This window comes from Microbacterium sp. B19(2022), from assembly GCF_012030385.1.
GTDB lineage: Bacteria > Actinomycetota > Actinomycetes > Actinomycetales > Microbacteriaceae > Microbacterium > Microbacterium oxydans_B.
In genome coordinates, this window is the sequence record NZ_JAAUVO010000023.1 from 1 (window position 1) to 24452 (window position 24452).

Here is a 24452-nt window from a genome sequence, read left to right on the forward strand (position 1 = left end):
GCCCCCGCCCCGTCCTCATCCCGCACTCCCCGGTCCCCGTCGCGGAATCGGCGGCGGGGACCGGAGGGGCGGCGAGGTCGGGGAGACCGGCGGCGACGGGCTTCCGCGCCCGACCGATCGCCCGGCGGGACAGCGCCCACTGCAGGCCGTAGCCGATCGCGAACACCATCAGCGTGAAGATCAGCGCCATCGCGGCACCCTGATCCGGCGCGTACAGCTGTGCGGATCGCGGGTTGATCATCGCGTAGATGTACATCGACAGCGGACGCGACGACGGGGTCGCGAGGAACGCCGGGAGCGTGAACTCGTTGGTGCCGAGGATGAACATCTGGATCCACACCGCCATCACGGTGGGCATCAGCAGCGGCGCGATGATGCGGCGGAACCCCTCGAACCGACTCGCTCCGCTGGTGAGCGCGGCCTCCTCCAGCTCCGGGCGGATCTGCAGCGTGGCACTGTACGACGAGCGGTAGGCGATCGACACCCGGTACGAGTACGCGATGACGAGCGCCAGCAGCGTGCCGGCGATCGGGATGTACGGGTTGATCACCATGAAGGTGAGGAACATCGCGAAGCCGGCGATGGTCGCGGGGATCGCGACCGACGACGACGCGAACAGGTCCATCGCCTTCACCCACCAGGTCTTCTTGCTGCGCGCGATGCCGTAGGCGAGCACGGTGGCGAAGACCACGGCGATCGTGGCGCTGCCGCCCGCGATGATGACCGTGCGTCCGAGCGACACCCAGAACTCCGGGTCGGCGAGCACCATGCCGAACGCCCCGAAGTCGGTGTTGCCGAGCAGCGCGTCGATCGAGAATGCCACGGGGTACGGCGTGATCGCCGCCCACAGCAGGGCGAGCAGCGGAAGGATGCCGGTGAGCAGCACGAACACGGCGACCAGCACCATGACCGGGATCTTCCACGGCCCCATCCGCATGGTCGAGGGCCGGAAGCCCTTGCCCGACACCGAGGCTCTGCGCTCGGCGTTGCGCGTCGCCCGCAGATAGATGGCGAACGCGATGGTCGTGATCACGAGGAACACGAGCCCCCACGCGGCGGCCAGTCCGTACTGCGGCAGTTCGCCCGCGTTGGAGCTGATGAGCGTCCAGAGTTTGAGGGCGAAGATGTCGCGCCCCGACTCCTGACCGAACAGCAGCGGCACCTCGAGACTGCCGAGGCCGAGGATGAAGGTGAGCACGGTCACTCCGAGGAGGCCGGGCCAGAGCATCGGCAGGGTCACGCGGCGCAGGGTCTGCGGCCAGGAAGCCCCCGACACCCGCGCCGACTCCTCGAGCGAGCCGTCCATGTTCGTCAGGATCGGCACGATCATCAGGTACGGGAACGTGACGTTCGTGAGCGCCTGGATGAAGATCATGGTCGGGAACGCGTACGGATCGATCGGCACGTCGCTCGCGAAGGGCAGCAGCCGCAGCATCTGGTTGAGCACGCCCGATTCGGGCGACAGCATCAGCAGGTAGGCCTGCGCCTTCACGATCGGCGGGATGATGTACGGCACGATCACGAGCACCGAGATGAGCCGACGCCACGGAGCATCCGTGCGCACGGTGATCCAGGCGAGGCCGAACGCCATCAGCAGCGTGAGCAGTGTGGAGCCGCCGACGAAGGCGCCGGTCGCACCGAGCACGCCCCAGAAGTCCTCGCGCAGCTGCCACAGGGTGACGAAGTTCTCGACACCCCACTGGGCCGATGAGACGCCGAAGGGCAGGAACGGACCACGGAACGCGGTGATCACCTGAACGATCAGCGGTACCGCGAGAAGGATGAAGATGACCGCACCCGAGACGACCATCGCGATCGTCATCGAGGTGGGGCGCTTTCGCCCCGTGGTCCGTCCTGCCTTGAACATGGTTATCCGTTCAGCGCCTTGTCGGCGGCGTTGATCATGGCCTGCCAGTCATCACGAGTGGCCTGCGTCTCGGTCTCGGCGCCGCTTTCGAGGCCGAGCAGCAGTGCGTCGGAGTTCGTCTTCATGAGTCCGGTGGACTCGGCGAACGTCTCGGCGGGGAGCCCGGCGAACGGCACCTGGGTGCTGGCGAAGCGCTCGTCCGTCATGCGGAGGCTGATCCAGTCGGGGTCGAACGCGTTCCACAGCGTCCACAGCGCCGCTCCCGGCTTGTTCTTCCCGTCGGAGTTGACTCCGGAGAACTGCGCCCAGACCCCTGCGTGCTCGAACGGCGAGACCTGCAGCGCCGGGTTCGGGTTGAACAGCGTCTGGTTCAGCGCGATGGGCACGTCACCGCTCGACAGCGGAGCACCCTGGTCCTCCAGCAGCTTCAGGTTGCCCGACGACATCAGCTCGTCGATCAGGTCGACCATCTTGTCTTCGCCCTCGGCCATGCCGTAGCCGGCGAAGACGACCGCGTTGTACCCGGCGACCGACACCTTGTCCTTGTACTCGGGGGCGAGCAGCCCGTCGAGCGTCTCCGGAACGGCATCCACCTTCTCGGTGTTGTACTGGATGAGAGTGCCGTTGATGCTGTCCGGCATGAGCTCGGGCGCCCCGATGGTGAGGTACTCCTCGGGCACGCCGAAGCTTGCCCAGTCGACCTTCTCCCAGAAGCCCTCGTCGTACATCGCGGCCATCGAGGTGATCGAGCCGGACACGACGTCGGTGTTGCGCGACCCCGTGGCCTTGGCCGAGATGATCGCCGACGACAGGTTGTAGGTGAGGCCGCGGGTCTCGACCTTGATGTCGGGGAAGCGCTCGTTGAACTGTGCGATCACATCCGGCGACAGCTCGTACCAGTCCCAGATGACCAGGGTGCCGTCGTCGGCCTTCTTCGCCTCCTCGTAGAGGGCGTCGAGCTGCTTGTCGATCTCGGGCCAGTAGTCGTCGTAGAAGTTCTCGCAGCGGGTGATCGCGCCGACCTCGACGGCGTCGCAGACGGCCGAGGCGGCATCGCCCTTGAGCGCGCTGTCGCCGGAGGCGGCCTCGCTCTGCGTGCCGCAGCCGGTCAGGGCGAGCGCGAACGTCGCCGTGACGGCGACAGCTCCCAGTGTTCTCTTCATGATCTGAATGTCCTCTCTGACATCAGGTGTGTGATTGCGGGTGTGGTGCGGGATGGATCATGCGCCCAGCACGCGGCAGGCGTGCGGGACCAGTTCGAGGAAGACCCTGCCGCCCTCGGGGGGTGTCGCCAGCGGTGCACCGCGGCCGACGATCGTGGCGACGGGCTCGCCCTCGGTGAGCACCTCGGCCTCGTACTCGACGATCTCGCCGAGGAACTCCACCCGCACGATGCGCACGGGGAGCACATTGGGGCGCTCGACGTCGGTCTCGTGCCAGCGCACGGTCTCCGGGCGGAAGGTCAGCGTGACCTCGTCGCCCGTGGAGACGCCGTCGGGCACGGGCGTCTGCAGCCGGGTGCCGAGCGCCTCGACCACCGCGTCGCCGGCACCGTCGCGCTCGATCACCACGGCGGGGATCATGTTCGCGCGGCCGACGAAGTTCGCCACGAAGCGGTCGGCCGGCTGGTCGTAGAGTTCGCGGGGCGTGGCCTCCTGCACGATGCGGCCGCCGTTCATGACGGCCACGCGGTCGGACATCGACAGCGCTTCGGACTGGTCATGCGTCACGTAGAGGGCACTGATGCCGAGGGTGCGCTGCAGGCTCCGCAGCTCGTTGCGCATGGTGTCGCGCAGCTTGGCGTCGAGGTTCGACAGCGGCTCGTCGAGCAGCAGCAGCCGCGGGCGATGAGCGAGGGCGCGAGCGAGCGCGAGTCGCTGCTGCTGACCGCCCGACAGCGCGGTGGCCGGACGCTGTGCGAGATGGTCGAGCTGCACCAGCTCGAGTGCCTCCATCGCCCGTTTGCGCGCCTCCTGCTTCGGCAGCTTGGAACCCGCGACCTGCAGCGGGAAGATCGCATTGGCGAAGACCGTCATGTGCGGCCAGATCGCGTAGTTCTGGAACACCATGCCGATGTCGCGCTTGTCGGGCGACACGTGCTCGGTGCCGGTCGAGAGCACGTTGCCGTCGAGCGAGATGACGCCGCCGTTGCTCCGCTCGAGCCCGGCGACACAGCGCAGCGTGGTCGTCTTGCCGCATCCCGACGGGCCGAGGAGGGAGTAGAACGTCCCCGGCTCGATCGTGAAGGTGACGTCCTTGACCACGGGGACGGCGGCGCCGTCGAGCTCGTAGTCCTTCTTCAGGGCATCGACGACGAGTCTGCCGCCTCCGGATCTCTCGGTCATCGGAGCCTTCTCCTGCTTCCTGGTTCTGGATGTTGGATCCACTGCGAGTGCCGTCATCATCGTCCCTCTCTCACGACCGAGCTCACCGTCTGCGGGGCGGCCGGTGCACCCCAGGGCCGCGGCTTCTCGAAGAACACCACGACGATCGCGCACACCGCGAAGGCGATGGCCGAAAGCAGCAGCGACTGCGACATGGCCGCCGCGAGTCCACCGCCGTCCTCAGCCGACAGCTCGGTCCCCGGGTGGATCGCGCCGGGCACGAAGCCGGTGATGTGTGCGGCGAGCGTCACGTTCATCAGCACGGCCAGCAACGCCGATCCGATCACCGACCCCATCTGCCTGGTCGTCGAATAGACCCCGGAGCCGGCGCCCGCCTGCGTGTGCGGCAGGTTCCGCGTGGCCGTCGAGGCGAGCGGGCCGAACATCCCGGAGACGCCCACCCCCAGCAGCGCGGACGGCAGCAGCAGCAGCCAGAAGGGCGCGTCGAGGGTCATGGTCGCCGCGTACCAGGCCATGGCCACAGCCGAGATGACGAAGGCCGCGAAGGTCACCCAGCGCGGGCCGATCCGGTCGCTCAGCTTGCCGACGAACGGCCCGAGCACTCCCGAGACCACCGCCATCGGCGCGAGCATGAGCGCCGCGAGTGTGGGGTCGAGGCCGCGGGCGACCTGGAAGTAGAAGGCGAGCGGCACCGGCATCGCCGTGATGCCGACCCCGACGAGGAAGATCGTGGCGTTCGCGACCGAGAAGTTGCGGTCGCGGAAGAGAGCGAGCGGCATGAGCGGCTCGGCGCGATTGAAGCGCTGCCACAGCACGAAGAGCACCAGCAGCACGGCGCCGGTGACGATCAGTCCCCACACCGTGATCGGACCGAGGATCACACCCCAGTCGTAGACCTCGCCCTCCTGGATGCCGAACACCAGCAGGAAGAGGCCGAGTCCGGAGAGGGCGACGCCGAGCCAGTCGAAGCGATGCGGGTGCCCCTCGAGATCGGGCACCAGACGCCAGGCGATCACGAAGGCGACGATGCCGACCGGGACGTTGACGAAGAAGATCCACTCCCAGCCGACCGTGTCGGTGAGCACGCCGCCGAGGATGGGTCCGACGAGTGTCGCCAGTCCGCCGACCGCGCCCCACGCCCCCATCGCCTGACCGCGACCGCGCGGCGGGAAGACCCGGGCGATGATCGCCATGGTCTGCGGCGTCATCAGCGCGGCACCGAAACCCTGCACGGCCCGCGCAGCGATCAGCATCCCGATGCTGTCGGCCAGCCCGCACGCCAGCGAGGCGAGGGTGAACACCACGAGGCCCACGAGATAGACCCGCTTGGGGCCGAACCGGTCACCGAGCCGGCCGGTCACCAGCAGCGGGACCGCATAGGCGAGCAGGTAGGCGCTGGTGACCCAGATGACCGTGGTCAGGTCGGCGTCGAACGCCGCGAGGATGACCGGATTGGCGATCGCCACGATCGTCGTGTCGACGAGGATCATGAAGAAGCCGATGCACAGCGCCCACAGGGCCGGCCACGGTCGGACGTTCTGGTTCATGGATCTCTTTCGGGAGGGATCGTCGTGGATGCTGCGGGAACGTGGTCCGGTGTCCGTCCTGCACGCCCCTGATGTGCAGGACGGACGCCGAAGTTCCGGGGCGGCCTCAGCCGTCGGTGGTGGGGATGCCGGTGACGACCTCACCCAGCAGCGGGGTCGAGACCGCGTAGATGCCGTGGTTGGCGAAGAGCCAGATCACGTTGCGATCCCACTCGACGAAGATGCCGTGCACGGGGGCGGCGAGGTCATCGTCGTCCTTGAGGCCCATCGGCGGCACGAAGTACGCGCCGACCTTCGGGTTCTCCGGGTCGCGCACGTCGAAGATCTGCAGTCCCGCGGCGTAGAACGCGTAGGGGACGACTCCACCGTGCGGGGTGCCCGTGTTGGTGAAGTAGCCCGAGCGCTTGGGACCGAACGATCCGCGGCGCTGCGCCCAGTCGGTGAACGCGGCCTCGGCCGGCGGGGTCGGCCGCGGCAGGGTGCGCACGACCCGCGGGTTCGTGGGGTCGGACACGTCGACCTGGTAGATCTCCTTGGCCGGTTCGTAGCAGTCGGTGTTCATCGGGTAGCCCGAGACGTAGACGTATCCGGTCTCCTCGACCTGGGTCGTGTCGACGTTGTCGCCCTCGGTGCCCGCGACGCTGACCGGCAGGTCGCACCAGCCGACGTGGTGGATGTTGGCGGGGTCGGACACGTCGAGCACGAAGAAGCCCTGACCGCCCTGCGCCGCGTAGCCGTACTTCGCGCCGGACTCGACCGAGCGCGGCAGGAAGATGCCCATGCGCGAGCCGAACCACGAGGTCTTGTTGTTCCAGCGCGCGTTGTCCGCGAGGTACTCGGAATCCGCTTCTTCGCCGGCACGGGAGCCGGGCACCCACCAGTTCGAGAGCAGTTCGGGCTTCGCCGGGTCGGAGACGTCGTAGGCCGCGTGCCCCGCCGTCCACAGCGTGGTCTTGTACGGCTGGTTGGTGAACGTGTTGTCGGGCGCGGTGGCCACGAAGAGGTACTTGTCGCCGTAGTAGACCGGCAGGTCGAGCACCCCATTGCCCTCCTGGATCTCGTCCGGTCCGTGGTTCGGATCGGTCGAGACCTCGGTGATGAGCGTCCAGTCGCGCGGGCTCGGACCGTTCATCTCCCAGGTGCGGAAGCCGCGCAGGCCCTCCCACTCCTTGAGCTGCCCCTCGACGGTGTCGTCGATCCACTTGTTGGCGACACGTCCCTTGAGGAAGTACCGCGGGGTCTCGCTCGCCTGGATGGCGATGTGCTTGCCGAGCTTCTGGTTCCACTGCACCGTGGTGGCGCCGAACTGCGGACGAGGGTCGTCCCACCCCCACTGCTCCTCGTCGACGATGGTGAGGTCGCGCGGGTCGGTGATGTCGTACAGCTTCCAGTGGTTGCCGCCGCCGTAGTGCAGCATGAGCCGGCGGCCGTCCCAGTCGTAGATGCACTGCCACGAGTGGCTGGTGTTCACCACGATCGGGTAGAACGCCTCGGCGGTCGCGTTGAGGGAATAAGTCTCAGGGTCGCGGTAGTCGAGCTGACCCGGCCAGTCGACGAACACGTCACGCGGAACTGACGGCGTGTGCTCCGGCGGCAGGAATGTGCCGTCGGGCTGCATGCCCCAGGTCGAGGGGTCCGGGTCGGCCGGTTCACCCTCGACGCGCTGAAAGTCCTCCGGGCGGTACTTCTTCGCATCGGGCACGTAGGGAGAGCCGGCCATGTCGCCTCCATTGGCTGAATCGGGTGAGATCGTCACGACGTCGTGTCGTCTCATCAGGTTCACCCTGCGGGAGCGATGCTGTCCAATATCCATACGGGTCAGAGCTATGACCATTCAGACATATCAGCCGGCGAAGCGCGGCTCCGTCTGCGCGTACTCGCGCTCGAGCTCGGCGAGGCGCGCACCCTCTTCGCGCAGGTGGGTGAGCAGAGCGGATGCCGCGGGCGACGGCGCCCGATCCTTCGGCACCGTCACGCCCACCGAACGGCGGATGGAACTCAACGGCGTGGGCAGGATCCGCAGCTCGCGGTCGTCGACGGCGATGAACATCGGCAGGGCCGCGATCACGTCGGTCGAGATGAGCAGTGTGCGCAGCGTCAGCATCGACGTGCACTCGACCCGATCGGGCGGCAGCGGCAGTCCCTCATGGAAGAAGACGGCCTCGAGCTCGGCGCGCAGCGCGGTCTGCGCGACGGGGAAGATCCACGGATACGAGATCAACTCGGCGAGCGAGTTGGCCTTGATGCCGCCGAGCACAGGATGCCCTGCTCGCGCGACCAGGCGGATCGGCTCCTGGTGCAGCCGTTCCTGCTCGAGCCGCACCGGCACCGTCGGTGACAGCCGCCCGACCGTGAGGTCGAGGTCGCCCGAGAGCAGCAGCTGCTGCAGCGTGTCGGGCGTGCCCTCGCGCACCACCACGGTCAGCCGCGGATGCTCGGCCTTGAGCCCGGCGATGGCCCGCGGCAACAGCAGGTTCGAGCCGGCGAGGTGCGTGCCGACCGTGACGGTGCCGAGCTGGCCGGCCTGCAGCAGCCGCACCTCCTCGCCCGCAGCGCGCAGTTCGGCGAGTACCGAGCGGGCGCGTTCGATGAACGAGTGTCCGTACTGCGTGGGTCTGACCCCGCGCGGCAGCCGCTCGAACAGCGGCACGCCCAAGACGTCTTCGACCTCGCGGAGGCCGCGGGTGACGACGGGCTGGGTGATGTGCAGCGACTCGGCGGCGCGCACCAGGGTGCCTTCGTCGGCGATGGCGGTGATGAGGACGAGGTGGCGGATCTTGACCCGTCCGTCGAGCAGTCGATCGGTGACCATGATCGGGACTATAGCCGTATGGGCATGGCAGTGCATCAAGAGAGTATTTGTCGGCATCCCTCGAACCTTCCTAGCCTGAGCCCATGCCTTCCGAGACGATGACGCCTCCCCTCCGTGCCGCCGAGCCGGGGCGGGCGCCGCGCGCGATCCACAACATGATCGCCGGCGAGCGCGTGGAGGGGATCGCCACGTTCCAGAAGATCAGCCCGGTCGACGGCTCGGTCATCGCCGAGGTGCACGAGGCCGGCACCGAGCAGGTCGACCGCGCCGTGGCTGCCGCTCGCGCCGCGTTCGACGGCCCCTGGGGACGGATGACCGTCGCCGAGCGCGCCCGCCTGCTGCGCGGGGTGGCCGACGCGATCGACCGCCGCGCCGACCAGCTCGTCGCGGCCGAGGTCGGCGACACCGGCAAGCCCGAGGCCCTCGCCCGCGACCTCGATGTGGCACGCGCCGCCGCGAACTTCCGCTCCTTCGCCGACACCGTCTCGTCAGCGGGTCTCGACTCGTTCCTTACCGAGCTGCCCGACGGACGCCGCGCCCTGAACTACGCGGTGCGCAAGCCGCTCGGGGTCGTCGCCGTGATCGTGCCGTGGAACCTGCCGCTGCTGCTGCTCACGTGGAAGCTGGCTCCGGCCCTCGCCACCGGCAACACGGTCGTCATCAAGCCCTCGGAGGAGACGCCGTCGTCGGCCACCCTGCTCGCCGAGATCCTCGCCGAAGCGGGCGTCCCCGCCGGGGTCGTGAACGTCGTGCACGGTTTCGGCGCCGACTCGGCGGGCGAGGCCCTCACGAAGCACCCGGGCATCGACGGGGTGACCTTCACCGGGGAGTCATCCACCGGCTCCGCCATCATGCGCGCGGTCTCGCCCCGCGTGCGCCCCGTCTCGTTCGAGCTCGGCGGCAAGAACGCCGCTCTCGTGTTCGCGGATGCCGACCTCGACGCCGCCGTCGCCGGTCTCGCCCGCTCCACGTATCTCAACACCGGACAGGTGTGCCTGTGCACCGAGCGCATCTACGTGCAGCGTGCGGTCTTCGACGACGTCGCGGCGGGTCTCGCCGAGCACGCCGCCCGCCTGCGTCTGGGTCGCCCCGAGGACCCGGCCACGACCACCGGTCCGCTCATCTCGCAGGCGCACCGCGAGAAGGTGCGCTCCTACTTCGACCTCGCCGTCGCGGAGGGCGCGACCGTGCTCGCCGGCGGCGGCATCCCGACCCTCGGCGACGGACTCGACGGCGGATCCTGGATCGAGCCCACCCTGTGGACGGGCCTCGACAACAGCCACCGCACCGTGCGCGAAGAGGTGTTCGGCCCCGTCGCCGCCCTGATCCCCTTCGACACCGAGGAAGAGGCGATCGCGCTCGCGAACGACACCGACTACGGGCTCGCCGCCGTCACCTGGACCACCGACCTCACCCGCGGACACCGCGTCGCGCAGCAGATGCGCACCGGGATGTCGTGGGTCAACACCTGGTACCTGCGCGACCTGCGGAGCCCCTTCGGCGGCGTCGGGCTCTCCGGCATCGGCCGCGAGGGCGGACACCACTCGCTGGAGTTCTACACCGAGCCGACGAACGTGTGCGTGCAACTGTGACCGGCATCCACGATTCCGATGCCGTCGCCGAAGCCGTCCGCGCGGCGGATGAGCGGCTGCGGCGGGCGGCCGAATCCGGGCGTCCGTGCGCACCGGTGCGCGACCTGCTCGGCGAGACCGATCAGGATGCCGCGTACGCGGTGCAGTCGCTCGGCATCGCCCGGCGCCTCGACGAGGGTCGCCGCATCGTCGGTCGCAAGATCGGCCTCACCTCGCCGGCCGTGCAGACGCAGCTCGGCGTCGACAGCCCGGACTACGGCGTACTGCTGGACGACATGATCTTCGCCGACCGCGAGCCGATCGACCTCGCGCGCTTCCTGCAGCCGCGGGCCGAGGCCGAGGTCGCCTTCGTGCTGGGCCGCGACCTCGACTCCCCCACCACGCACGTCGCCGACGTGATCCGGGCCACGGAGTTCGTGCTGCCCGCGATCGAGGTCGTCGACTCCCGCGTGGCCGGGTGGGACATCCGCATCACCGACACCATCGCCGACAACGCCTCCAGCGGGGCGGTCGTGCTCGGCACCACGCCCCGACGCCTCGACGGGTTCGACCTGACCGCGCTCGGCATGACCCTCGACCGCGAGGGACGGCCGGTCTCGACCGGATCGGGCGCCGCGTGCCTCGGCAGCCCGGTGATCGCGGTGGCGTGGCTGGCACGCGAGGTCGCTCGACGCGGGCAGCCGCTGCGGGCGGGCGAGGTCATCCTCTCCGGCGCGCTCGGCCCCATGGTCGACGCGACCGCCGGGGTGTATCGCGCCCGGCTCGACGGCCTCGGCGACGTCCGTGCCGACTTCTTCGGCGCCGCATCCGGAACATCGACGGAAGGGGCTGCGGCATGACCGTCGGCATCGCCATCATCGGCTCGGGCAACATCGGCACCGACCTGCTCATCAAGGTCAAGCGACTCTCGACCACGCTGCACGTGGTCGCGATGGCCGGCATCGACGAGCAGTCCGACGGGCTCGCCCGTGCGCGCCGGCTCGGTGTCGCCACGACTCATGAGGGCGTGGACGGACTCATCGCGATGCCCGAGTTCGCCGACGTCGAGCTCGTGTTCGACGCCACCTCGGCCGGAGCCCATGCCCGCAACGACGCGCTCGTGCGCAACGCCGGACGCGTGATGGTCGACCTGACGCCCGCGGCCATCGGTCCGTACGTCGTGCCGGTCGTGAACCTCGAGGCGCACCTCGGTGCGACGAACGTGAACATGGTCACGTGCGGGGGCCAGGCCACGGTGCCGATGGTGGCCGCGGTGTCGCGCGTCGCGCCGGTGGCCTACGCCGAGATCGTCGCCTCGATCGCCTCGAAGTCGGCCGGCCCGGGCACCAGAGCCAACATCGACGAGTTCACCGAGACCACCGCCCGCGCACTGGAGGTGATCGGCGGCGCCGACCACGGCAAGGCCATCATCGTGCTCAACCCCGCCGACCCGCCCCTCATCATGCGCGACACGGTTTTCTGCCTGGTCGAGGGAGACCCCGCCGCGCTGGACCGCGATGCCGTCAGCGCGTCGGTCGCCGACATGGTCGCCGATGTGCAGGCGTACGTCGGGGGCTACCGGCTCAAGCAGCAGGTGCAGTTCGACGAGGTCGACGAGGCCTACGTGCCCGCCCTCGATCGTCCGTTCCGCGGCACGCGCGTCACCGTCCTGCTGGAGGTGGCGGGCGCCGGCCACTATCTTCCGGAGTACGCGGGCAATCTCGACATCATGACCTCGGCCGCCCTGCGCACCGCCGAGCGACTCGTCGCCGAACGGACAGGGGTTCCCGCATGACCACCACTCCTCCCCGCGTGTACGTGCAGGACGTCACCCTCCGCGACGGCATGCACGCCATCGGCCACGGCTACACGACCGACCAGGTGCAGGGCATCGCCCGTGCTCTCGAAGCCGCGGGTGTCGACGCCATCGAGGTCGCGCACGGTGACGGCCTCGGCGGTTCGAGCGTCGCCTACGGGCAGGGCGCACACACCGACTGGCAGTGGATCGAGGCGGCCGCCGAAGTGCTCGACCGCGCCGTCTTGACCACCCTGATCCTGCCCGGCATCGGCACGATCGACGACCTCGCCCGCGCCCGTGACCTCGGTGTCGCGAGTGTGCGCGTCGCGACGCACTGCACCGAGGCCGACGTCGTGATCCAGCACATCACCTGGGCGCGCGAGCACGGCATGGATGTGTCGGGCTTCCTGATGATGAGCCACCTCAACGACCCGCGCGGACTCGCGGAGCAGGCGAAGATCATGGAGGCGGCCGGCGCGCACTGCGTGTACGTCACCGACTCGGGCGGGCGCCTCACGATGCGCGATGTCGCCGACCGCGTCGACGCCTACCGCGAGGTGCTCGACCCCGGCACGCAGATCGGGATCCACGCCCACGAGAACCTCTCCTTGAGCGTGGCCAACAGCGTCACGGCGGTCGAGCACGGCGTGTACCGGGTCGATGCCTCTCTCGCAGGGCAGGGCGCCGGGGCGGGCAACTGTCCGATCGAAGCTTTCATCGCGGTGGCCGACCTGCTCGGGTGGGAGCACGGCTGCGACCTGTTCGCGCTGCAGGATGCCGCGGAAGAGCTGGTGCGTCCACTGCAGCGCCGCCCCGTCCGCGTCGACCGCGAGACGCTCACTCTGGGCTACGCGGGGGTGTACTCGAGCTTCCTGCTGCACGCCGAGCGCGCGGCCGAGAAGCACGGCATCGATGCCCGCGACATCCTCGTGGAGCTCGGCCGCCGCCGGATGGTGGGCGGCCAGGAAGACATGATCGTCGACGTCGCCCTCGACCTCGTCGCCGCCCGCGCGGGGGTCACCTCGTGACCGCCGACGCCGTGTTCGCCGCCGCGCTCGACACCGCGCAGCGCACCGCGAGCCCGATCAGCCAGCTCTCCTCGACCGCAGACGTCGGCCTCGACACCGCCTACGCCACGCAGCATGCGCTGATCGCCCGTCGTGTCGCCCGCGGCGAGCGCATCGCCGGCCTCAAGCTCGGCTTCACGAGCCAGGCGAAGGCGCAGCAGATGGGCGTGTACGACGTGATCATGGGCACGCTCACCGATACCATGCGCCTCGACGACGGCGCGGTGTTCGACCGCCGATCCGCCATCCACCCACGCATCGAGCCCGAGGTCGCGTACCTTCTGGCGGCCGACATCGACGGCTCAGAGGCCGGTCGCCCGCTGTCGGAGGTCGTCGCCGCGGTCGCGCCCGCGCTGGAGATCATCGACTCCCGGTATCGGGACTTCCGCTTCAGCCTCGCCGACGTCGTGGCCGACAACACCTCGGCCGCCGCGTACGTGATCGGCCCGTGGACCGCGTTCGCACAGGCGGGCGCGCTCGACAACCGGGCGGTGCAGCTCGAGGTCGACGGCCGGGTGAGCGCCACCGGCTCGACCGCCGCGATCCTCGGCGATCCCGGCCGCGCCATCGCCGCGGCGGCACGACTCGCGGGCCGCCACGGCTTCACGCTGCGTGCCGGCACGGTGCTGCTCGCCGGAGCCGCGACCGCTGCGGTTCCGCTCCCCGACCACGGCGTCGTCGAGGCGACCATTGCCGGGCTCGGTCGCGTCGGCATCCGCACGCACGACGGGGCCGACAGCCTCGCGCAGGAGGGAGCACGATGACCGGATCAGGCGGCATCCTCGTCGAGGGCAAGGCGACCCCGAGAGGTCGTTTCCCGCACGTCAAGGTCTCGGGCGACCTGGTCTTCGTCTCGGGAACGTCGAGCAGGCGCCCCGACAACACCATCGCCGGTGCCGAGGCCGACGAGTTCGGGGCCACCCACCTCGACGTGGCCGTGCAGACCCGCGCGGTCATCGAGAACATCCGCGAGGTGCTCGCCGCCGCCGGTTGCGGGCTCGACGACCTCGTGCAGGCGACGACCTTCCTCGTCGACATGAACGACTTCGCCGCCTACAACGCCGTCTGGGCAGAGTACTTCGACGAGCAGGGCCCGGCCCGCACCACGGTCGCCGTGCACGCCCTGCCGCATCCGCACCTGCGCATCGAGATCCAGGCGATCGCGCGCCGCCCCGAAACCGAAACCATCACCGACCGCAACACCGTCGGCCGCACCACCGCTGCCACTCTCGAGGAGGAGAAATGAGCACCATCCCACCCGTCATCGATTTCGCCGCATGGATCAAGGAGAACGAGCACCTCCTGAAGCCGCCGGTCAACAACAAGGCCGCGTGGACGCCGATGGGCGACTTCATCGTGCAGGTCGTCGGCGGCCCGAACCAGCGCACCGACTTCCACTTCGATCCGTACGAGGAGTGGTTCTACCAGTACCGCGGCAACATGCACGTGAACATCCAGACCCCCGAGGGCCTGCAGCGCATCGACATCCGCGAGGGCGAGATGTGGCTGCTGCCCGGCAACGTCTTCCACTCGCCGCAGCGCCCCGAAGAGGGCTCCATCGGCATCGTGATCGAACGCATCCGCGAAGAGGGCACGCTCGAGAAGTTCGCCTGGTTCTGCCCGAACTGCAACGCCAAGGTGCACGAGGTCGAGCTGCAGGTGCGTGACATCGTCGAAGACCTGCCGCCGGTGTTCCGTGACTTCTACGAGAGCGAAGAGGGGCGCACCTGCCCGGAGTGCGGCGCCGTCCATCCCGGCAAGGGCTGAAGCCCCTTGGGCACGATCGACGTCCACACCCATTTCGTGCCGAGTTCCTGGCCCGACCTGTCATCGCAGGTCGGGCCGGGTCTCTGGCCGACGCTGCGCGTGGACTCCGAGCGCGAGGCGATGATCATGCTCGGCGAGACCGAGTTCCGGCGTATCGGAGACGACTGCTGGGATGCCGAGGTGCGCCTGGCCGACATGGATGCCGACGGCGTCGAGATGCAGGTCGTCTCCCCCACGCCCGTCTTCTTCTCGTACGACAAGTCGGGCGATGAGGCGGTCAAGGTCGCGCGCATCTTCAACGACCTCGCCCTGGAGATCTGCGCACCCGCCCCCGACCGGCTGATCCCGTTCGCGCAGGTGCCCCTGCAGAATCCGGATGCCGCGTGCGCCGAGGCCGACCGTGCCATCGCCTCCGGCCATGCGGGGGTCGAGATCGGCAACCACGTCGGCGACCGCGACCTCGACGACGAGGGCACCGTGACGTTCCTGCAGCACTGCGCCGATCGGGGCATCCCCGTCTTCGTGCATCCGTGGGACATGGCGGGCTCGCCCCGGCTCGATCGGTGGATGGCGCGCTGGCTCACCGGTATGCCCGCCGAGACGCACCTGTCGATCATCGCCCTCATCCTGGGCGGCGTCTTCGACCGCGTGCCGCCGACGCTGCGCCTGGCATTCGCACACGGCGGCGGATCCTTCGCGTTCTGGTTGGGCCGCTTCGAGAACGCCTGGCAGCAGCGGCCCGATCTCATCGGTGTGAGCGAACGGCCGCCGTCGGCCTACCTCGACCGGTTCAGCGTCGACAGCGTCGTGTTCGACCCGATCGCCCTGCGCGTGCTGGTCGAGACGCTCGGCACCTCGCAGGTCATGGTCGGCAGCGACTACCCCTACCCCCTGGGAGAGCGGCCCGTCGGCAGCGTCGTCGACCGCGCCGACTTCCTCGACGAGGCGCAGAAGAGCGCCATCCGCCGCGACAACGCCCTGCGTTTCCTCGGCCGCTGACCCCGACCTCGAACGGACCCTCATGAGCACCACCTCCCTCCGCCCGGCCATCGACCGTGCGACGTGCACCGCCCTCGACGAGAGCGATCCGCTGGCGCCGATGCGCGAGCGCTTCGTGCTGCCCGACGGCGTGATCTACCTCGACGGCAACTCGCTCGGCGTGCTGCCGCGGCACACCGCCGCGCACCTGCAGCGGGTGATCACCGAGGAGTGGGGCACGGGGCTCATCCGCAGCTGGAACGACGCGGGCTGGTTTGCCAAGCCGCGCACGGTCGGCGACCGCATCGCGCCGCTGATCGGGGCGGATGCCGGCGAGGTCGTTCTCGGCGACTCGACGTCGGCGAGCCTCTTCCAGGCGACGGTCGCCGCCGTCAGGCTTCGGCCCGGCCGACGCGTGATCGTCGCGGAACGCGGCAACTTCCCCACCGACCTCTACATGCTGGAGGCGGTGCAGGAGCTGCTCGGCGGTGGAACGCCCCTGGAGCGCCGGCTCATCTCCGACGACGGCCCCACCCTCGACGACGTGCTCGACGATCACGTTGCCGTCGTCGTGCTCACCCAGGTCGACTACCGCACCGGTCGGATGCACGACATGGCCGAGGTCACGCGCAAGGTGCATGCGGCCGGCGCCCTCGTGGTCTGGGACCTGTGCCACAGTGCCGGTGCCGTGCCGATCGACCTGAACGGAGCGGATGCCGACTTCGCGGTCGGCTGCACCTACAAGTACCTCAACGGCGGCCCCGGCTCGCCCTCGTTCATCTGGGCCGCGGCCCGGCACCACGACGCGGCGCGTCCGGCGTTGACCGGCTGGCACGGCCATGCCCGCCCGTTCGACTTCACCGTCGATTACGCTCCTGCCCCGGGCATCGAGCGCTTCCGGGTCGGCACGCCGCAGCTGCTGTCGGTCGCCGGACTCGAGGCCAGCCTCGACATCTGGGACGACGTCGACATGGAGCTGCTCCGGGAGAAGAGCCTGCGGCTGACCGAGCTCTTCATGTCGCTCGTCGACACGCGGCTCACGCCCCACTGGGGCATCGAGCCGGTCACCCCGCGCGAGTCCGTTCGCCGCGGCAGCCAGGTGTCGCTCCGCCACGAAGACGGTTACGCGGTGATGCAGGCCCTGATCGAGCGCGGGGTCATCGGCGACTTCCGGGCGCCCGACCTCATCCGCTTCGGCTTCACGCCGCTCTACACCTCCTACGCCGACGTGTGGGATGCGGTGGACGTACTGGAAGACGTGCTGCGCACCGAGATCTGGCGCGAACCGCGCTTCGCCCGCCGCGGCACCGTCACCTGAGCGGCGGCGCCATGCGAGGAGGGGACCGGCGACGTATCGCCGGTCCCCTCATCGCGTGGTGGCGCGTCGCGGGTCAGGCGCTCTCGCCCGCGGCCTCGGTCGCCGCGGCATCCAGCAGCGCGATCACGCCGTCGCGCACGTGGTTCAGGTGCGACTCGAGCACGCGCAGCGCCTCGTCCACATCGCCCGCGGCTACCACGTCGATGAGCTCGCTGTGCGAATGGTCGTGAGCGCCGGGCGAGACCAGGCGCCAGCCGAGCACATAGCGACCGAGCTTCAGGCGCAGCTGCTCGATCATCTCCCACATCAGCGGACGCGATTCCGCGTCGTACAGCGTCGCGTAGAACTCGGTGCGTGCCTCGACGAACTCGCCGCCCTCGGAGATGTCGTCGGCCGTCTTCGCGAGCTCGCGGAGCTGGGCCACACGCTCGGTCGTGATCTCGGCCATCGCCAGCCGCAGCGCCTCTTTCTCGAGCAGAGTGCGCAGGTGGTAGACCTCCGTGGCCTCCTCGACCGAGAGCGCACGCACCATCGCACCGCGGCGGGCGTGGAAGATCACGAGCCCGTCGGCCTCGAGCTGGATCAACGCGGATCGGATAGGCAGTCGCGAGATGCCGATGGACTCGGCCAGCGTCTCCTGCCGCAGCTTCATCCCCGGCGGGAGTGTGCCGTCGAGGATCGCATCGCGGATGATGTCGTACGCCATCGCGCCGACCGACCGGTATCCGGCTCCGTGCCGCTGTGCGAGCTTCTGCAGCGCCTCGGCCCGCTCCTTGGGCGACGCGGCGTTTCCTGATTGCACCATGGGCCGAGGTTATCGGATCAGCGCCCCGAACTCTGCATTCTGGATCCAGAATCACCCGCGTCGCAGTCTGCGCGTTCCTGTGCCGGATGTCGGGAGCGCGCACACACACAGAACGCCCCCTGTCCCGAAGGACAGGGGGCGTTCCGGGGAATGCCTTACTTGGCGGCGACGACCTGCAGCGTGATGACTGCAGTGACGTCTTCGTGCAGACGCACGGTCGCCTCGTGGTCACCGGTCACCTTGATGGGCGACGGGATGTGCACCTTGCGCTTGTCGATCGAACCCAGGCCGGCGGCTGCGACAGCATCCGCGACGTGGTCGGTCTTGACGGAGCCGAAGAGACGACCCTCCTTGCCGGCCTTGACCGCGAGACGCACCTTGGTGCCCTCGAGAGCGTTCTTCAGCGCGACAGCGTCGTCACGATCGTGGATCGCGCGTGCCTGACGCGCGGCCTGGATCGAAGCGACCTGCTTTTCGCCACCGCGGGTCCACGCCGTAGCGAAGCCCTGCGGGATGAGGAAGTTCCGGGCGTACCCGTTCTTGACCTCGACAACGTCACCGGCACTACCCAGCCCGGCGACCTCGTTCGTGAGAATCAGCTTTGCCATCTCGATACCCCTTACCGGCCGGCGCCAGCGTAGGGCAGGAGCGCCATTTCGCGCGCGTTCTTGATCGCCGTGGCGATCAGACGCTGCTCCTGCACCGAGACACCGGTGATACGACGGGCACGGATCTTGCCGCGCTCCGAGACGAACTTGCGAAGGGTGGCGACATCCTTGTAATCGATGACACCAACCCGGATGGACTTCGCGGGAGCGGTGGGCTTGCCACCCTTCCGCGGCTTGCGGCGGTCGCCGCTCGACTTTCCAGCCATTGTTTTTCCTTAGTGATGAGCGGATGCCGGTTTCCGAGACGAGCTCGGCGGCCGGATCCAGAAGTTGTTCAGAACGGGGTGTCGTCGCCGAAGCTGCCCGGAGTGCTCCAGGCATCTGCGCTCGTCGAGGAACCGGGGGTCGACCACGGCTCCTCCGACACCTGCTGCTGCGCGGGACGAGCCTGTCCGCCGCCGGCACCACCGGCACCGCCGGCACCACCGGTCGAAGCCGCACGGGTGACCTGCGCGGTCGCGTACCGGAGCGAGGGGCCGATCTCGTCGACCTCCAGCTCGATCGCGGTGCGCTGGTTGCCCTCGCGGTCCTGGTAGGAGCGCTGACGCAGACGGCCCTGCGCGATGACGCGCATACCCTTCGTCAGCGAACCCGCCACGTGCTCGGCGAACTCGCGCCAGACGGATGCACGGAGGAACAGCGCATCGCCGTCCTTCCACTCATTCGCGGCACGGTCGAAGTTCCGAGGCGTCGAAGCGATGGTGAAGTTCGCCACCGGCAGCCCGTTCTGCGTGTAGCGCAGCTCGGGGTCGGCCGTGAGGTTTCCCACAACGGTGATGACGGTTTCGCCGGCCATGGACGTCAGGCCTTCGCAGCCTTGGCGGCCTTGCGAGCAGCCTTCTCTTCGGAGCGCTTGGCCTCCGAAGCGACCATCGCCTGAGCCTCTTCCGAGCGGAGGACCTTGGTGCGCATGATCTGCTCGTTCAGCTTCAGCTGACGGTCGAGCTCCTGCGTGGCCTCGCTGGTAGCGGTGAAGTTGACGACGGCGTAGATGCCTTCGTTCTTCTTCTGGATCTCGTAGGCCAGACGGCGCTTACCCCAGATGTCGACCTTGTCAATCGAGCCACCATCGTTGGTGATGACCTTCAGGAACTTGTCGAGCGTAGGTGCGACCTGGCGCTCGTCGATCTCGGGAGTCAGAATGACCATGAGTTCGTACTGGTGCGTCACTTACCCACCTCCTTCGGACTAGAACGGCTCTCGGGACTTTCCCGGGAGCAGGAGGGTGTGTGCACGTGCCCGCCCCAGGAATCCCGAATGGACGCCGGAAAGCAGACAACCTCGACAGTCTAGCGGAGATTCCTCCGTGTCGCCCGCACGGGTCGGCGCCCACCCTTGGCATGCTGGAGGGCGTGCCCGGTGACGGTCATCAGGCACTCGACCAGAGGGGGGACGCCATGCGCGTCAACAAATGGGGGGTCGGCGTGATTCTCGCCGCCGCCGTGCTGCTCACCGGATGCTCGGCGGGCGGATCGGACAAGCCGGCCGAGTCGAAGCCGAGCAGCGGTGCTTCGCAGGAGGCCGAGGCTCCGGCGACGGATTGCCCTGAGCTGAAGGACGGCGACACCGTCGACGGCGCGGCGCTCGGTGCCTGCATCGCAGACGCCATGTCGGACACCGCGGGCTACGCCGCGAAGACCACCGTCATGGGCATCGAGTCGACGGCGAAGTTCAACCCGTCGGAGAAGGCCCTCGAGTCGATCTCTCCGGCCGGCTCGCTGATCGCCATCGGCGACGACGTCTGGGTGAAGTCCGCGACGAGCGAGTGGCAGGTCGCCGATCCGAAGTCGAGCGACCCGGTCATCGCCGCGCTGAGTGCCACCGCCGCCGACGTCACGTCGCTCGACCCGGCTGCTGCCGCCGAGGCCATGACCGGCGAGTTCACGGTGACCGGCACCGGCGAGCGCCTGGGTGAGAAGGTCTTCCTCCTGACCGGCTCGATCGACCAGCAGGGCACCACGGTCGACGTCGTCTTCGAGGTCACGGCGGACTACGTCAACCTCGCGTCGACCAGCACCGCCTCGCTCGAGGGCCAGTCGGTCGAGATCTCGATGGAGATCACCGAGTGGGACGTGAAGCAGGACATCGTCGCACCGCTCTGATCCAGAGCTGATGCTGCGGGCCGGGGCTGCTGCCTCGGCCCGCAGTGCGTTCGGGGATCTCCGCGAGGCTCCGGGTCACACGGAATGCAGGAGATCGCGCGTTGTGAAGGAGCTCGTGCCCGATCCGGTCCTTCAGGTCGGGATATCTCCTTCGTGTCACGCGTTTCAGTACATGCCCGCTCAGTACATGACCGGCGGGATCTCGGCCCACACCGTGCGGTCGTCGACCGAGGGGGCGGCGGGGATGCGGCCGGCACCGTCGGGCTCCGGGATCGCCGCGAGCAGCGCCTGCGTGTACGGATGCTGCGGCGCCGCCCAGAGCTGATCCGTCGGACCGGACTCGAGCACACGCCCGCCGAACATCACGAACGTGCGGTCAGCGATGCGGCGCACCACGGCGAGGTCGTGCGAGATGAACAGCATCCCGGCTCCCGACTCCGCGACCAGGTCACGCATCAGGCCTGCCACACTCGTCTGCGTCGAGGCGTCGAGTGCCGAGATCGGCTCATCGGCGACGAGGAGCGATGGCCGCGCGGCCAGGGCCCTGGCGATCGCGATGCGCTGCTTCTGCCCACCCGAGAACTGGTGCGGGAAGCGGGTGCTCACGGTCGTCGGCAGGCCGACGCGTTCCAGCCACTCGTCGACGGTCGACCCCTCGGCGCCGCGCGCCCGGGCGGTCGCGATGCCGTCGGCGATCTGGTCGCCCACACGGCGGCGGGGGTTCAGCGACGTCGCCGGATCCTGGAACACCATCTGGATGCCGGTCATCGCGGTCGGACGACGACGGATGCCGAGCGGCGCGACGGGCACATCGCGGAAGAGCACCGTTCCGCCGGCGGTCTTCTCGATGCCGACGACGGCGCGAGCGAGGCTCGACTTGCCGCTGCCGGACTCCCCGACGAGCGCGACGGTCTCACCGGCGGCGACACGGATCGACACCCCGTTCACGGCGATCACGGGCGGGTTGCCCGGGTAGCGCACGACCACGTCCTGCGCGTCGAGGACTGCGACCTCACTCATCTGCGGCCTCCTGCTCCGGTGCCTCATCGATGCGCGACCCCGGCAGGGCCGCAAGCAGCATCCGCGTGTAGTCGTGCTGCGGGTCGAGGAACAGCGTCTCGCGGTCGGCGAGCTCGACCACCCGGCCGTCCTTCATGACGGCCACCCGGTCGGCGATCGCGCTCATCACACCCAGGTCGTGCGTCACGAGCAGCACCGCGAGGTTGCGCTGCACCGCGAGGTCGCGCAGCAGCTGCAGGATGCCGGCCTGCACGGTGACGTCGAGGGCCGTGGTCGGCTCATCGGCCAGCAGCACCTCGGGGTCGCAGGCCAGGGCGCACGCGATGGCGATGCGCTGCCGCTGTCCGCCGGAGAACTGGTGCGGGTAGCGCTTGAGTGCCTCGGCGGGGTTCGGCACCTGCACGGTCTCGAGCAGTTCGATCGCCCGCTCTCGTGCCGCCGCACCCTTGAGCCCGAGGTGCACGCGCATGTGGTCGGTGAGCTGGCGGCCGACCGGCAGCTGCGGGTGCAGCGACGCCGACGGGTCCTGGAACACCATCGCGATGCGCTTGCCGCGGACCCGGTTGAGAGAGCGACGCTTCAGCCCGACGAGCTCTTCACCGCCGAGGAGGATCGATCCGCCCGTCTTCGCCTGCCGGGGCAGCAGTCCCAGCACGGCGAGCGAGGTCAGCGTCTTGCCCGATCCGGATTCGCCGGCGAGACCGTGGATGCGACCGGCCTCGAGTTCGAGCGAGACGCCCTTGACGAGCGGGCGGCCGATGTCGATGGTCAGGTCGCGGATGCTGAGCACGCTGGATCCCTGCACGGAGGTCATGCCGCCACCCCCGTCGCCGATGCCTTGTGCTCCGCGGCCTTCTCGTGCGTGATCTCGGCCGTGGGGTCGAGCACGTCGCGCATCGCGTCACCGAGGAAGTTGAACGCCAGCACGACGGTCAGGATCGCGAGACCCGGGAAGACCCCGAGCCACCAGGCGTCGAAGTTCTGCATCGCACCCGAGATCATGGACCCCCACTCGGCGGTCGGCGGCTGGGCGCCGAGGCCGAGGAAGGAGAGTCCGGAGAGCAGCAGGATGGCCGCGCCGATGTCGAGCGTCGCGAGCACCAGGACCGGGCCGGCGATGTTCGGGAGGATGTCGACGAACAGCGTCCGGGCGGGCGAGTGCCCGAGCAGTCGTCCGGCGATCACGTAGTTCTGGCCGCGCAGACCCAGCACGATGCTGCGGGTGACGCGGGAGTACTGGGGCCACGACACCACGATCGCCGCGATCACCGCGTTGAACAGAGACGGACCGAGCGAGGCCGCGACCACCATCGCGAGGATCACGGTCGGGAACGCCATGAACAGGTCGGTGATGCGCATCAGCGTCTCGTCGATCCAGCCGCCGAAGTAGCCGGCGACGGCGCCGATGACGGTACCGATGATCATCGCGGCGATCACGAGCATGAGCGCGAGCGGCAGGCTCACGGTCGCACCCGTCATCAGACGCGAGAAGATGTCGCGGCCGTTGCCGTCGGTGCCCAGCAGCGTGTCGATGCCGGGCGCCTGCAGGCGAGGCAGCACCTGGGCGTTCGGCGGATACGGCACCCACCACTGCGCGGTGAACGCCACGATCACCCAGGCGCCCGCGATGACGGTGCCGATGATGCCGAGCGGGGTGCGCCAGGCGCGGGGCCAACGGAAGCGGAAGCGGCCGGCGGGCGTGGCGGCGGCGATGCGGCTCATGCGATCCTCACTCTCGGGTCGAGCACGCCGTAGAGGATGTCGACGATGAAGTTGATGAGGAGGTAGATCATGCCGACCACGAGACCGACGCCCATGATGCCGGGCAGGTCGAGGTTGGCGGCGGAGTTGTAGGCGTAGGTGCCGAGCCCCGGCCAGGCGAACACCGACTCGACGAGAACCGTCCCCGAGAGCAGGGCCCCGAACGCAACGCCCACGACGGTGAGGATCGGCAGCGAGGCGCCGCGGAGCACGTAGTCGAGGATCACGCGCATGGCGGGAAGACCCTTGGCCCGGGCGGCGCGCACGTAGTCGCTGCCGAGGACCTCGAGCACCGAGGTGCGGATGAAGCGGGTGAGCAGTCCGATCGTCACGAGCGAGAGCACCATGACCGGCAGCGCGAGGTGCGCGAGGGCGTCGAAGAAGCCGACCGCATCGCCGTTCAACAGGTAGTCGACCGTATAGAGGCCGGTCACGCGCGGCGGCGGCGTGATCGACGGCGAGATGCGGCCGGATCCCGGCGCGATGCGCAGCTCGAGGAAGAAGACGTAGAAGCTGACGAGCGCCAGCCAGAAGGTCGGCACGCTCAGCCCGACCAGGGTCACGACCCGGATGACCTGGTCGGTGACGAGGCCGCGACGGTACGCGGCGAGGGTGCCGAGCACGATGCTGACCGCGAGGCTGACGATGATCGCGCCGATCGCGATCTCGATGGTCGCGGGCACCGCGGTGGCGAGGTCGCTGGTGACCGGTTGTCCGGTCACCAGCGACGTGCCGAGGTCCCCGCGCAGCAGGTTCCCCATATAGATGAAGTACTGCACGAACAGTGGCTGGTCGAGTCCGTTCGCCTGGATGAACGCCTCACGCGTCGCCGGGTTCTGCGACGCGCCCTCACCGAGCGCGGCCGAGACCGGGTCTCCGGGCACCAGGTTGGTGAGCGCGAACGTCACGATCGTCACGCCCACCAGCAGGAGCAGGGAGGTTCCCGCCCGCCGCAGCAGGTATCCGACCAGAGGCGATCGGCGCCGCTGCGCCTGCCTCTGCACCGCCACTGTCGTCATGGGATTT

Annotated in this window: 25 protein-coding genes; 10 read left to right on the forward strand and 15 right to left on the reverse strand. The window is 69.1% G+C overall.

Annotated elements, in window-relative coordinates:
• From HCX50_RS17220 to HCX50_RS17245, 6 genes are all read right to left on the reverse strand, one after another.
• The coding region (locus HCX50_RS17220; protein ID WP_167635173.1) for an ABC transporter permease at positions 1 to 1867 on the reverse strand (1867 nt) is incomplete at its 3' end.
• 2 nt (positions 1868 to 1869) lie between these two features.
• Complete coding sequence (locus HCX50_RS17225; RefSeq protein ID WP_136042488.1) at positions 1870 to 3030, reverse strand: ABC transporter substrate-binding protein; 1161 nt, start codon at positions 3028 to 3030, stop codon at positions 1870 to 1872.
• A 57-nt stretch (positions 3031 to 3087) separates the two neighbouring features.
• On the reverse strand, positions 3088 to 4212 hold the full coding sequence (locus HCX50_RS17230; protein ID WP_167635174.1) for an ABC transporter ATP-binding protein: 1125 nt from the start codon (positions 4210 to 4212) through the stop codon (positions 3088 to 3090).
• A 56-nt stretch (positions 4213 to 4268) separates the two neighbouring features.
• Positions 4269 to 5759 (reverse strand): DHA2 family efflux MFS transporter permease subunit, encoded by a 1491-nt coding sequence (locus HCX50_RS17235; protein WP_167635175.1) that lies wholly within the window; start codon positions 5757 to 5759, stop codon positions 4269 to 4271.
• A 106-nt stretch (positions 5760 to 5865) separates the two neighbouring features.
• A complete protein-coding gene (locus HCX50_RS17240) occupies positions 5866 to 7479 on the reverse strand; it encodes an LVIVD repeat-containing protein (RefSeq protein ID WP_167635176.1) in 1614 nt (537 codons plus the stop codon).
• Positions 7480 to 7602: 123 nt separating this feature from the next.
• Positions 7603 to 8571: a LysR substrate-binding domain-containing protein gene (locus tag HCX50_RS17245; RefSeq protein ID WP_167635177.1), complete on the reverse strand. Its 969-nt coding sequence runs from the start codon at positions 8569 to 8571 to the stop codon at positions 7603 to 7605.
• An 83-nt stretch (positions 8572 to 8654) separates the two neighbouring features.
• On the opposite strand from HCX50_RS17245, the gene HCX50_RS17250 reads away from it, so the two are divergent.
• The 9 genes from HCX50_RS17250 to kynU are packed head-to-tail and all read left to right on the forward strand — an operon-like array spanning position 8655 to position 17070.
• Positions 8655 to 10163: a 2-hydroxymuconic semialdehyde dehydrogenase gene (locus tag HCX50_RS17250; RefSeq protein WP_215069042.1), complete on the forward strand. Its 1509-nt coding sequence runs from the start codon at positions 8655 to 8657 to the stop codon at positions 10161 to 10163.
• Complete coding sequence (locus HCX50_RS17255) at positions 10160 to 11002, forward strand: 2-keto-4-pentenoate hydratase (RefSeq protein ID WP_337750057.1); 843 nt, start codon at positions 10160 to 10162, stop codon at positions 11000 to 11002. The genes HCX50_RS17250 and HCX50_RS17255 overlap by 4 nt, the downstream gene beginning before the upstream one ends.
• Positions 10999 to 11937: an acetaldehyde dehydrogenase (acetylating) gene (locus tag HCX50_RS17260; protein ID WP_167635178.1), complete on the forward strand. Its 939-nt coding sequence runs from the start codon at positions 10999 to 11001 to the stop codon at positions 11935 to 11937. Before HCX50_RS17255 ends, HCX50_RS17260 begins: the two co-directional genes overlap by 4 nt.
• On the forward strand, positions 11934 to 12968 hold the full coding sequence (gene dmpG / locus HCX50_RS17265; RefSeq protein ID WP_167635179.1) for a 4-hydroxy-2-oxovalerate aldolase: 1035 nt from the start codon (positions 11934 to 11936) through the stop codon (positions 12966 to 12968). The genes HCX50_RS17260 and dmpG overlap by 4 nt, the downstream gene beginning before the upstream one ends.
• Positions 12965 to 13771, forward strand: a complete 807-nt coding sequence (locus HCX50_RS17270; RefSeq protein ID WP_167635180.1) for a fumarylacetoacetate hydrolase family protein — start codon at positions 12965 to 12967, stop codon at positions 13769 to 13771. The genes dmpG and HCX50_RS17270 overlap by 4 nt, the downstream gene beginning before the upstream one ends.
• Positions 13768 to 14253: a RidA family protein gene (locus HCX50_RS17275; RefSeq protein WP_167635181.1), complete on the forward strand. Its 486-nt coding sequence runs from the start codon at positions 13768 to 13770 to the stop codon at positions 14251 to 14253. Before HCX50_RS17270 ends, HCX50_RS17275 begins: the two co-directional genes overlap by 4 nt.
• Positions 14250 to 14774 (forward strand): 3-hydroxyanthranilate 3,4-dioxygenase, encoded by a 525-nt coding sequence (locus HCX50_RS17280; RefSeq protein ID WP_167635182.1) that lies wholly within the window; start codon positions 14250 to 14252, stop codon positions 14772 to 14774. The genes HCX50_RS17275 and HCX50_RS17280 overlap by 4 nt, the downstream gene beginning before the upstream one ends.
• 6 nt (positions 14775 to 14780) lie before the next feature.
• Positions 14781 to 15773 (forward strand): amidohydrolase family protein, encoded by a 993-nt coding sequence (locus HCX50_RS17285; RefSeq protein ID WP_167635183.1) that lies wholly within the window; start codon positions 14781 to 14783, stop codon positions 15771 to 15773.
• 22 nt (positions 15774 to 15795) lie between these two features.
• Entirely contained in the window at positions 15796 to 17070 is a 1275-nt protein-coding gene (gene kynU, locus HCX50_RS17290; protein WP_167635184.1) for a kynureninase, read from the forward strand.
• Between the two features lie 73 nt (positions 17071 to 17143).
• Here kynU and HCX50_RS17295 read toward each other — a convergent pair whose 3' ends face one another.
• The 5 genes from HCX50_RS17295 to rpsF form a co-directional block, all read right to left on the reverse strand.
• Complete coding sequence (locus tag HCX50_RS17295; RefSeq protein WP_167635185.1) at positions 17144 to 17875, reverse strand: GntR family transcriptional regulator; 732 nt, start codon at positions 17873 to 17875, stop codon at positions 17144 to 17146.
• 155 nt (positions 17876 to 18030) lie between these two features.
• The gene (gene rplI, locus HCX50_RS17300; protein WP_029264267.1) at positions 18031 to 18483 is read right to left on the reverse strand and encodes a 50S ribosomal protein L9; all 453 of its coding nucleotides are present in this window, start codon (positions 18481 to 18483) and stop codon (positions 18031 to 18033) included.
• 11 nt (positions 18484 to 18494) lie between these two features.
• Positions 18495 to 18749: a 30S ribosomal protein S18 gene (rpsR, locus tag HCX50_RS17305; protein WP_017829850.1), complete on the reverse strand. Its 255-nt coding sequence runs from the start codon at positions 18747 to 18749 to the stop codon at positions 18495 to 18497.
• A gap of 68 nt (positions 18750 to 18817) precedes the next feature.
• Entirely contained in the window at positions 18818 to 19339 is a 522-nt protein-coding gene (locus tag HCX50_RS17310) for a single-stranded DNA-binding protein (RefSeq protein ID WP_091027809.1), read from the reverse strand.
• Between the two features lie 5 nt (positions 19340 to 19344).
• Positions 19345 to 19713, reverse strand: a complete 369-nt coding sequence (rpsF, locus tag HCX50_RS17315) for a 30S ribosomal protein S6 (RefSeq protein WP_029264265.1) — start codon at positions 19711 to 19713, stop codon at positions 19345 to 19347.
• 227 nt (positions 19714 to 19940) lie between these two features.
• Between rpsF and HCX50_RS17320 the strand changes: the two genes are divergently transcribed.
• A complete protein-coding gene (locus HCX50_RS17320; protein ID WP_237682565.1) occupies positions 19941 to 20645 on the forward strand; it encodes a hypothetical protein in 705 nt (234 codons plus the stop codon).
• Between the two features lie 180 nt (positions 20646 to 20825).
• Here HCX50_RS17320 and HCX50_RS17325 read toward each other — a convergent pair whose 3' ends face one another.
• From HCX50_RS17325 to HCX50_RS17340, 4 genes are read right to left on the reverse strand one after another with little or no spacing between them, the layout of a single operon-like run.
• A complete protein-coding gene (locus tag HCX50_RS17325; RefSeq protein ID WP_167635187.1) occupies positions 20826 to 21665 on the reverse strand; it encodes an ABC transporter ATP-binding protein in 840 nt (279 codons plus the stop codon).
• Positions 21658 to 22479 carry an ABC transporter ATP-binding protein gene (locus HCX50_RS17330; RefSeq protein ID WP_167635188.1) on the reverse strand — a complete coding sequence of 274 codons (822 nt, stop codon included), beginning with the start codon at positions 22477 to 22479 and terminating at the stop codon, positions 21658 to 21660. Before HCX50_RS17330 ends, HCX50_RS17325 begins: the two co-directional genes overlap by 8 nt.
• A complete protein-coding gene (locus tag HCX50_RS17335) occupies positions 22476 to 23387 on the reverse strand; it encodes an ABC transporter permease (protein ID WP_091027829.1) in 912 nt (303 codons plus the stop codon). The genes HCX50_RS17330 and HCX50_RS17335 overlap by 4 nt, the downstream gene beginning before the upstream one ends.
• A complete protein-coding gene (locus HCX50_RS17340; protein ID WP_091027833.1) occupies positions 23384 to 24445 on the reverse strand; it encodes an ABC transporter permease in 1062 nt (353 codons plus the stop codon). Before HCX50_RS17340 ends, HCX50_RS17335 begins: the two co-directional genes overlap by 4 nt.
• Positions 24446 to 24452 lie beyond the last annotated feature (7 nt).